The sequence below is a fragment of the Zoogloea sp. genome, from assembly GCF_030157465.1.
Classification (GTDB): domain Bacteria; phylum Pseudomonadota; class Gammaproteobacteria; order Burkholderiales; family Rhodocyclaceae; genus Zoogloea.
This window is the reverse complement of sequence record NZ_JAOAUU010000169.1, coordinates 18387-30846: the sequence shown is the minus strand read 5'-3', so window position 1 is coordinate 30846 and position 12460 is coordinate 18387. Positions and strand designations below refer to the sequence as shown.

13 protein-coding genes are annotated in these 12460 nt (G+C 64.4%); 1 reads left to right on the top strand and 12 read right to left on the bottom strand.

Annotation, left to right across the window (positions count from 1 at the left end; translation table 11 throughout):
• Positions 1 to 4 precede the first annotated feature (4 nt).
• From Q1W26_RS20475 to Q1W26_RS20450, 6 genes are all read right to left on the bottom strand, one after another.
• Positions 5 to 1219, bottom strand: a complete 1215-nt coding sequence (locus tag Q1W26_RS20475; RefSeq protein ID WP_300444441.1) for a nitrate/nitrite transporter — start codon at positions 1217 to 1219, stop codon at positions 5 to 7.
• 158 nt (positions 1220 to 1377) lie between these two features.
• Positions 1378 to 1689, bottom strand: a complete 312-nt coding sequence (gene nirD / locus Q1W26_RS20470; RefSeq protein WP_300444438.1) for a nitrite reductase small subunit NirD — start codon at positions 1687 to 1689, stop codon at positions 1378 to 1380.
• Positions 1690 to 1700: 11 nt separating this feature from the next.
• A complete protein-coding gene (gene nirB / locus Q1W26_RS20465) occupies positions 1701 to 4163 on the bottom strand; it encodes a nitrite reductase large subunit NirB (protein WP_300444436.1) in 2463 nt (820 codons plus the stop codon).
• 347 nt (positions 4164 to 4510) lie between these two features.
• Entirely contained in the window at positions 4511 to 5014 is a 504-nt protein-coding gene (locus tag Q1W26_RS20460; protein ID WP_300444433.1) for a disulfide bond formation protein B, read from the bottom strand.
• A gap of 88 nt (positions 5015 to 5102) precedes the next feature.
• Positions 5103 to 6002 carry an acetylglutamate kinase gene (argB, locus tag Q1W26_RS20455; RefSeq protein WP_300444431.1) on the bottom strand — a complete coding sequence of 300 codons (900 nt, stop codon included), beginning with the start codon at positions 6000 to 6002 and terminating at the stop codon, positions 5103 to 5105.
• Positions 6003 to 6126: 124 nt separating this feature from the next.
• The gene (locus Q1W26_RS20450; RefSeq protein ID WP_300444429.1) at positions 6127 to 6543 is read right to left on the bottom strand and encodes an Hsp20/alpha crystallin family protein; all 417 of its coding nucleotides are present in this window, start codon (positions 6541 to 6543) and stop codon (positions 6127 to 6129) included.
• 135 nt (positions 6544 to 6678) lie between these two features.
• Here Q1W26_RS20450 and Q1W26_RS20445 point away from each other — a divergent pair, with 135 nt between their 5' ends.
• A complete protein-coding gene (locus Q1W26_RS20445; protein ID WP_366143714.1) occupies positions 6679 to 6888 on the top strand; it encodes a cysteine-rich CWC family protein in 210 nt (69 codons plus the stop codon).
• Here the strand turns inward: Q1W26_RS20445 and nudB are convergent.
• The 6 genes from nudB to Q1W26_RS20415 form a co-directional block, all read right to left on the bottom strand.
• Positions 6845 to 7327, bottom strand: a complete 483-nt coding sequence (gene nudB / locus Q1W26_RS20440; protein ID WP_300444426.1) for a dihydroneopterin triphosphate diphosphatase — start codon at positions 7325 to 7327, stop codon at positions 6845 to 6847. The two genes, Q1W26_RS20445 and nudB, sit on opposite strands and share 44 nt — an antisense overlap.
• A 7-nt stretch (positions 7328 to 7334) precedes the next feature.
• Positions 7335 to 7778 carry a barstar family protein gene (locus Q1W26_RS20435; protein ID WP_300444423.1) on the bottom strand — a complete coding sequence of 148 codons (444 nt, stop codon included), beginning with the start codon at positions 7776 to 7778 and terminating at the stop codon, positions 7335 to 7337.
• A gap of 6 nt (positions 7779 to 7784) precedes the next feature.
• Positions 7785 to 8162, bottom strand: a complete 378-nt coding sequence (locus tag Q1W26_RS20430) for a ribonuclease domain-containing protein (RefSeq protein ID WP_300444420.1) — start codon at positions 8160 to 8162, stop codon at positions 7785 to 7787.
• Positions 8163 to 8214: 52 nt separating this feature from the next.
• On the bottom strand, positions 8215 to 9840 hold the full coding sequence (locus Q1W26_RS20425; RefSeq protein WP_300444418.1) for a tetratricopeptide repeat-containing response regulator: 1626 nt from the start codon (positions 9838 to 9840) through the stop codon (positions 8215 to 8217).
• Positions 9841 to 9960: 120 nt separating this feature from the next.
• A complete protein-coding gene (gene aspS / locus Q1W26_RS20420; protein WP_300444415.1) occupies positions 9961 to 11751 on the bottom strand; it encodes an aspartate--tRNA ligase in 1791 nt (596 codons plus the stop codon).
• 52 nt (positions 11752 to 11803) lie between these two features.
• Complete coding sequence (locus Q1W26_RS20415; protein ID WP_300444412.1) at positions 11804 to 12439, bottom strand: DUF502 domain-containing protein; 636 nt, start codon at positions 12437 to 12439, stop codon at positions 11804 to 11806.
• Positions 12440 to 12460 lie beyond the last annotated feature (21 nt).

The following is a 12460-nucleotide window of genomic DNA, read 5'->3' as shown; positions in this document are numbered from 1 at the left end:
TCGATCAGATCTTTGCGGCGGTGAGGTGCGGTGCGCCCCAGGTGGTGCGCCAGCGCTTCTTGACGGCGGTGAGGCCGACCAGGGCGGCGATGGCCAGCGCGGCAAAGATCAGGAAGCCGGACTGATAGCTGCCGGTCATCTGCTTGCTGTAGCCCAGGCTGGAGGCCAGGTAAAAGCCGCCGACGCCGCCGGCCATGCCGACCAGGCCGGTCATCACGCCGATTTCCTTGCGGAAGCGTTGGGGAACCAGCTGGAACACCGCACCGTTGCCCATGCCGAGGGACAGCATTGCGCAGACGAAGATCGCCAGTGCTTGCCAGGCTTCGGGCAGGCGGAAGCTGACGATGGCCAGGAAGACGGCTGCAAGCACGTACATCACGGTGAGGCTCTTGATGCCGCCGATGCGATCGGCCACGTTGCCGCCGATGGGGCGCACCAGGCTGCCGGCAAACACGCAGGCGGCGGTAAAGAAGCCGGCCATCTTCGGGTCAAGGCCGTACTCGGAGTTGAAGTAGATGGTCAGCGACGAGGCCAGGCCCACAAAGCCGCCGAAGGTGACCGAGTAGAAGAACATGAACCACCAGGAATCCTTGTCCCTGAGCACCTTGAGGTATTCGGAGAGGGACTTGGCGGGCGGGCATTCGGGCGCGTCCTTGGCCATCACGAGATACAGCACGAAGACGATGGACAGCGGGATCAGCGCCAGGCCGAAGACGTTGGTCCAGCCGTAGGCCGCGGCCAGGCCCGGCCCGACGAGGGCGGCCAGCGCGGTGCCGGAGTTGCCGGCACCGGCAATGCCCAGCGCGGTGCCCTGGTGCTCGGGCGGATACCAGCGGGATGCCAGCGGCAGGGCGACGGCGAAAGAAGCGCCGGCCACGCCGAGGAAGAGGCCGAGGATCAGCACCTGCTCGTAGCTGTGGATGCCGAACTTCCAGGCGACAGCCAGCGCGCACAGCACGATGACCTGGCCGATGGCGCCGGCCATTTTCGGTTTGAGGTGATCCACCAGCACGCCCATCACCAGGCGCAGGAGCGCGCCGGCGAGTACCGGCGTGGCCACCATCAGGCCTTTCTGGGCGTGGGTCAGGCCGAGGTCGCCGGCAATCTGCACGCCCAGCGGGCCGAGGATGACCCACACCATGAAGGCGAGGTCGAAGTAGAGAAAGGCGGCTAGCAGCGTGGGCGTGTGGCCGGCCTTGAGGAAGGATGTGCGATCCATTTTCGGACTCCTGGGTACGAATGGTCCCCGGCCGGCGCCTTTGTGGGCGCAGCCAAGGGGGTTCTTCTGTGTGTTTGTCAACGCGGGCGAGGGCTCACGCAACGGGGGAGGTGGAGGAGAGACTGCCTTGACAGGGCACTCCCCCGTTTCGTGAGTGCTTACAGGGCGAGAAAGACCTCGCCGTTTTCCACCTTGGTCGGGAAGTGCTTGACGCAGCCTACGTCGGGCGCCACCACCTGGCCGTCCTCGAGCTGGATCTTCCAGCTGTGCAGCGGGCAGGTCACGGTCTTGCCGTGGACGATGCCCTGGGACAGCGGGCCGGCCTTGTGGGGGCACTTGTCATGCACGGCAAAGACTTCGTCGGCGGAGTTGCGAAAGACCGCGATGCGGCCGTGGGCCTCGCTGTCCACCACGCGAGAGCCCAGTACGGGCACGTCGCTGACGGCGCAGATTTTTTTCCAGTCGGTCATGGTTCGGGCCCTTATACCTTGATGATTTCGAATTCGCGCTTGAGGGTGCCGCCGGACTTGTCCTCGAAAATCTCGGCCCACGGATCCTTGTAGTTCTGCAGGGCGAAGAGCAACCGCTCGTGGAGCGCCTTGCGCTGGCTGGCGTCTTCGAGCACCTGTTTCTTGACGTGCTCGAGGCCAACCCGCTCGATGTAGTGGCAGGTGCGCTCCAGGTAGTAGCCTTCTTCGCGGTAGAGCTGGATGAAAGCGCCGCCGTATTCCATCACCTCGTCGTCGTTGGCCACCTTGCAGAAGAACTGCGCCACTTCGGTCTTGATGCCGCCGTTGCCGCCCACGTAAAGCTCGTAACCGGAATCGACCCCGATGACGCCGATGTCCTTGATGCCCGACTCGGCACAGTTGCGCGGGCAGCCCGAGACGGCCAGCTTGAACTTGTGGGGGCTCCACATGCCGAAGAGCATTTTTTCAAGCTTGACGCCCAGATCCATCGAGCGCTGGGTGCCAAAGCGGCAGTGCTCGGAACCCACGCAGGTTTTGACGGTGCGCAGGCTCTTGCCGTAGGCGTGGCCGGAAACCATGCCGGCGGCGGCAAAGTCGGACCACATGGCCGGCAGGTCTTCCTTCTTCACGCCCAGCAGGTCGATACGCTGGCCGCCAGTCACCTTCACGGTGGGCACCTTGTACTTTTCGGCGGCGTCGGCGATGGCGCGCAGTTCGGTGGGGTTGGTCAGGCCGCCCCACATGCGCGGCACCACCGAGTAAGTGCCGTCCTTCTGGATGTTGGCGTGGGCGCGCTCGTTGATGAAGCGGCTCTGCGGATCGTCGATGGCCTCGTGGGGCCACGTGGAAATGCAGTAGTAGTTGAGCGCCGGCCGGCAGCTGGCGCAGCCGTTGGGCGTCTTCCATTCGAGGAATTTCTGGGCTTCGGCCACGGACAGCAGCTTGTTGGCCCGGATCGCCTTGCGCACTTCGCCGTGGGAGTGATCGGTGCAGCCGCACACCGCCTTGTTGTTGGAGTCGGCCGGCTGGTAGGCGCCGCCGATGGTCGAGGCGAGGATCTGCTCGACAAGGCCCGTGCAGGAGCCGCAGGAGCTCGAGGCCTTGGTGTGCTTCCTCACGTCTTCAAGGGTGAAGAGGCCTTGTTCCTGAATCGCCTTGACGATGGTGCCCTTGCACACGCCGTTGCAGCCGCACACTTCGGCGCTGTCCGGCATGCTGGCGGCCATGCTGTTGCCCTTGTGGCCCACGTCGCCCAGGTGGGCATTGCCGAAGACGAGGTGATCGCGGATCTCGCCCACGTCCTGCGCATCCTTCAGCAGCTGGAAATACCAGGCACCGTCCTTGGTGTCGCCGTAGAGTACGGTGCCGACCAGCTTGTCACCCTTGAGCACGAGGCGCTTGTAGATGCCCATGCCGGGGTCGTGCAGGACGATGTCCTCGGTGCCTTCGGCGCCGGAAAAATCACCGGCCGAAAACACGTCGATGCCGGTGACCTTGAGCTTGGTGCTGGTGACTGAACCCTGGTAGCGGCCAATGCCATACATGGCCAGGTGGTTGGCGCAGACCTTGGCCTGCTCGAACAGCGGCGCCACCAGGCCGTAGGCGGTGCCGCGGTGGTTGGCGCATTCGCCCACGGCATAGATGCGCGGATCGTAAGTCTGCAGGGTGTCGCTCACCACGATGCCGCGGTTGCAGTAGATGCCGGCCTTCTCGGCCAGTTCCACATTCGGGCGGATGCCGGCGGCCATGCAGACGAGGTCGGCGGGGATGCTCTCGCCGTCCTTGAACTTCACCGCACAGACGCGGCCCGATTCGCCTTTCACCAGCTCGGCGGTCTGGGCATTCATCCGGAACTTCATGCCCTTGTTTTCAAGCTCGGCCTGCAGCATCTTGCCGCCGGTGCGGTCGAGCTGGCGCTCCATGATCCAGTCGGAGATATGCACGACGGTGACGTCCATGCCACGCAGGGCCAGGCCGTTGGCCGCTTCGAGGCCAAGCAGGCCGGCTCCGATGACCACCGCGTGCTTGTACTTCGCCGCGGCATCGATCATCTCGTCGGTGTCCTTGATGTCGCGGTAGGCGAGTACGCCCGGCAACTCCTTGCCGGGAATGGGCGGCATGAAGGGGGTGGAGCCGGTGGCAATGAGCAGGCGGTCGTAATCCACCTCGATGCGCTGACCGTCTTTGCCGGTGGCGACCACCGAGCGGTTCTGCCGGTCGATCCCGGTGACGGTGCTGCCCAGGTGCAGCGTGATGCCGTTGTCGGCGTACCACTGCAAATCGTTGAGGATGATGTCCTGGATGGTCATCTCGCCGGCGAGCACCGGAGAGAGCAGGATGCGGTTGTAGTTCGGATGCGGCTCGGCTCCGAACACCGTGATGTCGTACATGTCCGGTGCGATCTTCCGCAGCTCTTCCAGCGTGCGGACGCCCGCCATTCCGTTGCCGACCATGACCAGTTTGAGTTTGCGCATGATTCCTCCGACGATTGATTCTCTCCGGACCGGTCGCACTGCGGCCGATGCGGGCTGTAAGCCTTGTGCAGGAGAGATCGTCGTTGATCGCGGAAGTGGCCGCCGTTGGCCCTGCCGCGTCGCTGCGTCCGTGGGGACGGCTGCGCGCTCGTACCTGATGTTCAGGTTGCGGGCGGTGCAGCAAATTCGTTATTGCTTCACGCCCGCATTGGTTTAATAAGCTCTAGCAAGGCTTGTGCCACCCTTGGGAGGGCCCGCCGTTGGCGGGAAAGGTGGCGGTGCGGGAGGGCGCTCCAGAGGCAAGGGCGCACCGTGCTGGTGCCCCGGGCCCCGTGCTGGGGCGTATTTCAGGCGGGGGTTTTGTCGCGCCGCAGCAGGTAGAGCACCAGCGCGGCGAGAATGCTTGCGAAGGTCAGGAAGGACCAGTTGGCGATGGACAGACCGAGGAAGGTCCAATCCACCACCGAGCAGTCGCCGGCGCCGCGGAAGATCATCGGCAACGCCGAGCTGAGCGGAAAGCTTTCGAGCATGTACTCGAGGCCCGGCCCGCATTCGGACACTGCGGGCGGGTACCACTGCATCCACGACTGGCGCGCTGCCACGCCGCCGCCCGCGAGTGCTCCCGCGGCCAGCAGCGCAGCGTAGGCGTTCTGGCCGGTACGGCGCGGGTTGTGCAGCCCGGCGACGAGGCCGATCAGCCCGCAGGCGGCCAGGGCATAGCGCTGCATGATGCACATCGGGCAGGGTTCGATACCCTGCACATGCTGGATGTAGAGCCCGGCCGCCAGAAGGCTGGCGCAGACCACGAAGAGGGTAATGGCAAGGGGGCGAAGCAGAAGGCGGGAGGGCATCGGTATGGGTAGGAAGCAAGCCGGGGCATCAGAGGGGAAGACTCCCCGCCGTGCCCCGGAGTTCCGCTGGCTGCGGAAGGGGAAGAGCTTACTTGCTCTTGATCATCGTCCCGACACCGTGGTCGGTGAGGATTTCGAGCAGCAGGCAGTGTTCGACGCGGCCGTCGATGATGTGCACGCTCTTCACGCCGTTGCGGGCTGCGTCGAGGGCCGAGGCGATCTTGGGCAGCATGCCGCCGGAGAGCGTGCCGTCGGCCACCAGCCCGTCGATGTCGCGCGGGGTGAGGCCGGTGAGCAGCTTGCCGGATTTGTCGAGCACGCCCGGGGTGTTGGTCAGCAGCACCAGCTTTTCGGCCTTGAGGATCTCGGCCAGCTTGCCGGCCACCACGTCGGCGTTGATGTTGTAGCTTTCACCGTCCTCGCCGACGCCGATCGGGGCGATGACGGGGATGAAGTCGCCCTTGTCGAGAAAGGAGATCAGGCTCGGGTCGATCTGGGTGATGTCGCCAACCTGGCCGATGTCGATCAGATCGCCCGGCGCGTCCTTGTTCTCCATCATCAGCTTCTTGGCGCGGATGAAGTTGGAGTCCTTGCCGGTGAGGCCCACGGCCTTGCCGCCGGCCTGGTTGATGAGGCTGACGATTTCCTTGTTCACCTGGCCGCCGAGCACCATCTCGACCACTTCCATGGTTTCGGCGTCGGTCACGCGCATGCCCTGGACGAATTCGCCCTTCTTGCCCACGCGGCTCAGCATGTTTTCAATTTGCGGGCCGCCGCCATGCACGACCACCGGGTTGAAGCCGACCAGCTTGAGCAGCACCACGTCGTGGGCGAAGCATTCCTTCAGGTGCGGATCGGTCATCGCGTTGCCGCCGTACTTGATGACGAGGGTCTTGTCCTGGAAGCGCCGGATGTAAGGCAGGGCTTCGGCGATGATGGCGGCCTTCTGGGCCGGGGCGAGGTTGGAGGTGTCGATATGCTCGGTCATGATCTTGTGCGGCGCAGGAAGGGTTGCGGGTAGCCGCGATTGTAATGAGCGGGCTGTGAAACAAAAAGCGGGAAGAGCGATCTTCCCGCTTTTTGCTGGCTTGATGTGCCGCGCGGCGCGGCGATCAGTCGATGACGAGGCGCTTGGCCTGGGGTGCCAGCTTCTTGGGTAGCGTCAGTTCGAGCACGCCATCGGCGAATTTTGCGCTCGATCTGGATTCATCCACATCCTGACCAAGCTGGAAGCTGCGCGAAACCTGACCGAAATAACGCTCGGTACGCAGCACGCGCTCGCCTTCCTTCACTTCCTTGCTCTGCTTGCGCTCAGCGCTGATCGACACCACCGGGCCGTCGATATGTACGTGGATGTCTTCCTTCTTGATGCCGGGCAACTCCGCATGCACCTGGTAGTTATCATCCACCTCCTTCACATCCACCCGCATCTGCGGGGCTTCGGAGGTGCCGCCGCCGTATTCGACGGGGCGCACCAGGAATCCACGGAAGAAGTCGTCCAGAGGGTCACGGCGAGTAAGGTTGCTCATGCGTAAATCTCCTTTTTCGGGTTGCTGTGCAGAGGGCGATACGCCTTCTCTGATGCATATATAGGGCGCACCGATTGCTACTTCAAGCCCCTCCGGGTGGATAAACTTGATGCTTGTCAAAACAGGAATAACGAAATGGAAGACAGCAGGAATGTGGCGCCGACGAACGTTTGCCCCGAGTGCGGTGCGTTGTTCACCTGCGGCATGAACGCCGGCCAGACGAGCTGTTGGTGCGTGGCCTTTCCGCCGCTGCTTGCGGTGCCGGAGGGGGCGGCGGGCTCCTGTTACTGTCCCGATTGCCTCAGAAAGAAGATCGAGGCGCTACCGGGAGCCGGGCCGCGCTGAGTGCCCGCGCGACGAGGCGGATCGCGTCGCGGTTGGTCCATGAGAACACCGCTTCGGCGGCTTCCTGCCAGGGCAGCCAGCGGGCGGCGGTGTGTTCGTCAGGCGCAAGGCGCACGGGCACGATGGCCGGCACCGGGAGGCTGAAGACGTGCTCGATGTTGTGGCTCACGCCGGGGGCGAACTTGCCCTGCCAGGGCGGCAGGATAGGGAAGCGGTTGCCGAGGCGCCAGTCGACGAGCGCGTCGGCGGTGGCCGCGATGCCGGTTTCCTCGGCCACTTCGCGCAGGGCCGTGGCGGGCAGTGTTTCATCGCCTTCCCGGCTGCCCGTGACCGATTGCCACAGGCCGGCTCCGCTGGCCCGTTCGAGCAGCAGGATGTCGAGCTGTGGGGTGTGGATCACCACCAGCACCGAGACCGGCTGCTTGAATGCCTCGCTCACGCCAGGTTCATTCCAGCTCGCGCAGCCAGGCGATGCCGTCGGTTGCGGTGCCGATCAGTGCCCAGAACGGAATGCCGTCCTCGCGCCAGGTGTCTGCCGCATCCTGGAAAATTGACAAGGCGGTGGCGAAGTCGGTGGGGTTGGCGCGGGCGAAGGCATCGGCGTGGTCGAGAACGATCACGTAGCCGTCGGCGGCCATCCATGACAGATCGGTCAGGCAGTCGGCCAGCGCATCCCAGTTGTGGCCGTACCAGTCGGGAAAGTCGAGGGCCTTGCCGATGGCGTCGAGAAACCCGTCCTTGTCGGTGACTTTGGACAGGTTGATACGGTGCATCGGGTAGTCGAGGCTTTCGGCGGCTTCTTCAAGGGCAAGGTCGGCGGCGTAGGGCATGTGGTAGATCCCGGCCCGTTCGGCGCGGGACAGCAGGGAGTCGAGTTTGTCGGTGCTCATGGTGGCTTACTCGCGAATGCGCCGGAAGCTGCGGTAGTGGTCATCCGAGTAGTAAAAGACCACCGGGGGCTGGCCACCGCTGATGATTCGCCGGGCGCCGCGGTCGCGGGAGCCGGGTGTGGTGACGGTGAATTCGCGGTAGTAGCCGCGGGCGGCGCCGGGCAGCCGGCCTTCGCGGTTCTGGAAGGTGATACCGTCCCGGCGATAGGGGTAAGGGCCGCCCTGGTGGATCAGCGCGAGGGTTTCGCGTGCTTCCGCCGGCAGCGCGGCGGCGGCAACGGTGGCGATCTCGTTGCTCCGCCAGTCGAGGAAGTCACGGGCGTTGGCCGCGCCGGCAAAAAGAAGAAGGAGAACAGCAAGGAATCGGAAGTAGCGAGCGAGCATGGCGTACCTGGCGATGACGGAGGATCCGCTTGCCAGTGTAGCAGCCCGCGCGTCAGGGCTGGATGCCGTACTTCTTCAGGAGGTTGTAGTAGTAGGTGGTGATGGCGGCAAGGCGCGGATTGCCCGGATCCTGCTGTCCGCCGCGCTCGATCATGCCGCGGGCCTGCTCGGCGAAGCGTTCGTTCCAGCCGCAGTTTTCGATGTGCTTGAGGAGCGCCAGGGTGGCGTTGAAGAGCACGTGGGTGTTGCCCGGCATGCGCCGCACCGCGGCCAGCATGAACTGCACGGCACCGTCGAAATCGCCGCTCTGGGCCTTGCGGGCGCCTTCGGAGACGAGATCCTTGACCTCGCCGTTGATCTGTCCTTCCAGGCGCTCGCCCAGTTCGACCCGGTCAGCGTCCTTGAGCATGGATTTGGCGTTGGCGAGAGTTCGCTGGTCGGGCGCGTTGCGCATGATGTCCAGGACGACTGCGGCGCCCTGGTCTTCAAGCTGGGTGGCGAAACAGGCGCGGGCGAGCTCTCCCTTCAGCTTGAGTGATAAGCCTTGCGAGGCTCCTTCTTCGGCAAGAAGGGATTTGATGGCTTCCCCCGCGCGCTCGGTATCGCCCTTTTTCACATGCACGAGGACGTTCGACAGCGCCGAGCAGGAGCGGGTCTTGTCCAGCCCGGCCATCGAGCGTTCGAGATCCCGAATTGTCGCTTCGGCCTGGGTTGTGTCGCCCTTTCCGAGCTGGGCCTGGATCAGGCGCACATGGTCTTCCGGGTCGCGGAAGTCCGAATACTTACCCTTGCGCACGACCTCGCTGAGAATTTTCTCGGCGCCTTCGTGGTCGCCGGTTTCGATGGAAAGCTCGCCGAGGCGGCGCAGGCGTCCGACCCGGTGGGGCGACAGCGCGGTGGCCGTGGCGAGGATGCTGCGCGCGGATTCGAGCTCGCCGGCTGCTTCGCGGGTGCGCGAGAGCCAGTCGTAGGCGTCCACGAACAGATCGTTTTCGTTGACCAGGGCTTGCAGCATGTCTTCGGCTTCAGCGTAGCGCCGCTGCATGAACAGGGCTTTGGCCAGGCCGAGGCGGGCCCAGGGAACGCTGCGGGTCTCGAGGATGCGTTCGTAAAGGTGCTGGGCTTCGTCGGCATGACCGCTGGCGACGTGCAGTTCGGCCCTGAGGCGCATGAAGTCGAGCTGCCACTGGGGGTAGGTGCCCTCGGCCCCGGTGCAGTAGGTGATGGCATCGGGCACGTTGCCGAGTTCGATCAGCCGATAGGCCGGCATGAACGCTTCACGCTTGTCGAGGGCACGCAGGATGCGGTCGTGCAGGGTGTCGGCGGCGAAGGGTTTGAGGATGTAGTCGTTGGGCGCCAGTTCGGCGGCGCTGACGACGCGCTCGTACTGGCGCTCGCCGGTAACCATGACGAACAGTGTCGATAGCGGGATGATGGCGTTGTGACGCAGGTCTTCGAGCAGGTGCTGGCCGTCCTGACCGTCGCCGATGTGGTATTCGCAAAGGATGAGGTCGTAGCGCCCGTCGCGCAGCTTGCGAACCGCGACCCCGGCCGTGACGGCGAATTGAACCTTGTTGATGCCGCTCATGTTGAGCATGTTGCGGAGCTGCGTCCGCATGCTCGGATTGGCTTCGACGATGAGGGCGGAGATGGTGTCGAGATCGATCACTGGGGGCATGTGGGCACAAGTCGCAAGAACGACTGTGCAACGGCGCTGCAGGCGCTTTCTTGAGGGCCGGGGCAAAGAAAAAGGGCGAACGGCCCGGCCGTTCGCCCCTTGGTGTGACGCAGTTTGCGATCAGGCTGCGGGTGCGTCCGGCGCCTTCTGGCGCAGGCGGATGTGCAGTTCGCGCAGTTGCTTCTCATCTACCGGCGACGGGGCGTTGGTGAGCAGGCACTGGGCACGCTGGGTCTTCGGGAAGGCGATCACGTCGCGGATGGATTCGGCGCCGGTCATCATCGTGACGATGCGATCGAGGCCGAAGGCCAGGCCGCCGTGCGGGGGCGCACCGTAGCGCAGCGCGTCGAGCAGGAAGCCGAACTTGGCCTGCTGTTCTTCGGGCCCGATGTTGAGGGCGGAGAAGACTTTTTCCTGCATGTCGGCGCGGTGAATACGCACCGAGCCGCCACCGATTTCCCAGCCGTTGAGGGCCAGGTCGTAGGCTTTGGCAAGACACTTGCCCGGATCGGTGGTGAGCAGGGCGACGTGTTCGTCCTTCGGGCTGGTGAAGGGGTGGTGGCAGGCCGTCCAGCGCTTGTCTTCCTCGTCGTACTCGAACATCGGGAAGTCGACGACCCACAGGGGTTCCCAGGCCTTGCCGTTGACGAAGCCCTTTTCGTGACCGAGCTTGGTGCGCAGTGCGCCGAGGGCGTCGTTCACGACCTTGGTCTTGTCGGCACCGAAGAAGATCAGGTCGCCGGACTGGGCGCCGGTACGCGTGAGGATCGTGCGCAGGGCGGTTTCGTGGAGGTTCTTGACGATGGGCGACTGCAGGCCGGTTTCGTTGGGCTGGGCCGCGTCGTTCACCTTGATGTAGGCGAGGCCGCGGGCGCCGTAGATGCTGACGAACTTGGTGTATTCGTCGATCTCGCCACGGCTGAGGCTGGCACCGCCGGGCACGCGCATGGCGGCGACACGGCCGCCGCTGGTGGCGGGGCCGCTGAACACCTTGAAGGCGACATCGGCAACGGCGTCGGTGACGTCGGTGAGCTCGAGGGTGACGCGGAGGTCGGGCTTGTCCGAGCCGAAGCGGCTCATGGCTTCGGCGTAGGTCATGCGCGGGAAGGGCTGGGGCAGGTCGACCGAGAGGACTTCCTTGAAGACCGTGCGAACCATTTCTTCCGTGAGAGCGGTGATTTCATCTTCGCCCAGGAAGGAGGTTTCGATATCGACCTGGGTGAATTCGGGCTGGCGGTCGGCGCGCAGATCTTCGTCACGGAAGCACTTGACGATCTGGTAGTAGCGGTCGTAGCCGGCCACCATCAGCATCTGCTTGAAAAGCTGCGGCGACTGGGGCAGGGCGAAGAACTGGCCGTCGTGCACGCGGGACGGCACGAGGTAGTCACGGGCGCCTTCCGGGGTGCTCTTGGTGAGCATCGGGGTTTCGATGTCGATGAAGCCCTGGGCGTCGAGGAAGCGACGGAAGGACATGGCCGTCTTGTAGCGCAGCATCATGTTCTTCTGCATCTGCGGGCGGCGCAGGTCGATGACGCGGTGCGTGAGGCGGGTGGTTTCGGAAAGGTTCTCTTCGTCGAGCTGGAAGGGCGGCGTGGCCGAGGTGTTGAGCACTTCGATCTCGTGGCACAGCACTTCGATCTCGCCCGAGACGAGGTTTGCGTTCTCGGTGCCGGCCGGGCGGCGACGCACCTTGCCGGTGATCTTCAGGACGAATTCGCTGCGAATGGATTCGGCCACCTGGAACATGTCGGCCCGGTCGGGATCGCAGACGACCTGTACGAGGCCTTCACGGTCACGCAGGTCGATGAAGATCACGCCGCCATGGTCGCGCCGGCGATGGACCCAGCCGCAGAGGGTGACGATCTGGTCGAGGTAGGCGGTCGAAACGAGGCCGCAGTATTGAGTTCGCATGGTGGGGTCTTTATTCCTGGGAAAACGGAACGCGCCTGCCGGACAAGCGCGTTTATTGATTCAGAAGGGCTGATGCGGGCTGCGGCACCCGGGCCCGGCCGGGCGGGGGGGCAACGACGCCCATCGAGATGATGTACTTGAGGGCTTCATCGACGCTCATGTCGAGCTCGATGGCGTCCTTGCGGGGCAGCATCAGGAAGAAGCCGGAGGTGGGGTTCGGCGTGGTCGGCACATAAACGCTGACGAAGTCGTTGCCCAGATGGTGGGCCGCATCACCGCCCGGCGTGCCGGTCTGGAAGCCGATGGTCCACATGCCTTCGCGGGGGTACTGGATCAGCAGGGCCTTGCGAAAGGCCTGGCCGTTGCTGGACAGCAAGGTGTCGGAAACCTGCTTGACGCTGTAGTAGATCGACTTGACGACGGGAATGCGCGACAGCACGCCTTCCCAGAAGCGCACCATGCGCTGGCCGACGAAGTTGGCTGCTGCGAGGCCGGTGAGCAGGATCAGGAGCAGCGACACGAGGACGCCGATGCCGGGCATATGGAAGCCGAGGAAGGCTTCCGGCCGGACAGTGGCTGGAACCAGCAGGAGGATCTGGTCGAGGGTGTTGATGATCCAGGCCAGCACCACGAAGGTGATGACCAGCGGAATCCAGATCAGCAGTCCGGTAACGAAGTATTTTTTCATTCAGCGACGTTCGCGTGCGTC

Bases quoted from the DNA above. Each gene is read 5' to 3' on its own strand.
- nirB (WP_300444436.1), bottom strand. From the start codon at position 4,163: ATGCGCAAACTCAAACTGGTCATGGTCGGCAACGGAATGGCGGGCGTC.
- aspS (WP_300444415.1), bottom strand. From the start codon at position 11,751: ATGCGAACTCAATACTGCGGCCTCGTTTCGACCGCCTACCTCGACCAG.
- nirD (WP_300444438.1), bottom strand. From the start codon at position 1,689: ATGACCGACTGGAAAAAAATCTGCGCCGTCAGCGACGTGCCCGTACTG.
- Q1W26_RS20450 (WP_300444429.1), bottom strand. From the start codon at position 6,543: ATGAGCAACCTTACTCGCCGTGACCCTCTGGACGACTTCTTCCGTGGA.
- Q1W26_RS20415 (WP_300444412.1), bottom strand. From the start codon at position 12,439: ATGAAAAAATACTTCGTTACCGGACTGCTGATCTGGATTCCGCTGGTC.
- Q1W26_RS20445 (WP_366143714.1), top strand. From the start codon at position 6,679: ATGGAAGACAGCAGGAATGTGGCGCCGACGAACGTTTGCCCCGAGTGC.
- Q1W26_RS20430 (WP_300444420.1), bottom strand. From the start codon at position 8,162: ATGCTCGCTCGCTACTTCCGATTCCTTGCTGTTCTCCTTCTTCTTTTT.
- Q1W26_RS20425 (WP_300444418.1), bottom strand. From the start codon at position 9,840: ATGCCCCCAGTGATCGATCTCGACACCATCTCCGCCCTCATCGTCGAA.
- Q1W26_RS20435 (WP_300444423.1), bottom strand. From the start codon at position 7,778: ATGAGCACCGACAAACTCGACTCCCTGCTGTCCCGCGCCGAACGGGCC.
- Q1W26_RS20475 (WP_300444441.1), bottom strand. From the start codon at position 1,219: ATGGATCGCACATCCTTCCTCAAGGCCGGCCACACGCCCACGCTGCTA.
- Q1W26_RS20460 (WP_300444433.1), bottom strand. From the start codon at position 5,014: ATGCCCTCCCGCCTTCTGCTTCGCCCCCTTGCCATTACCCTCTTCGTG.
- argB (WP_300444431.1), bottom strand. From the start codon at position 6,002: ATGACCGAGCATATCGACACCTCCAACCTCGCCCCGGCCCAGAAGGCC.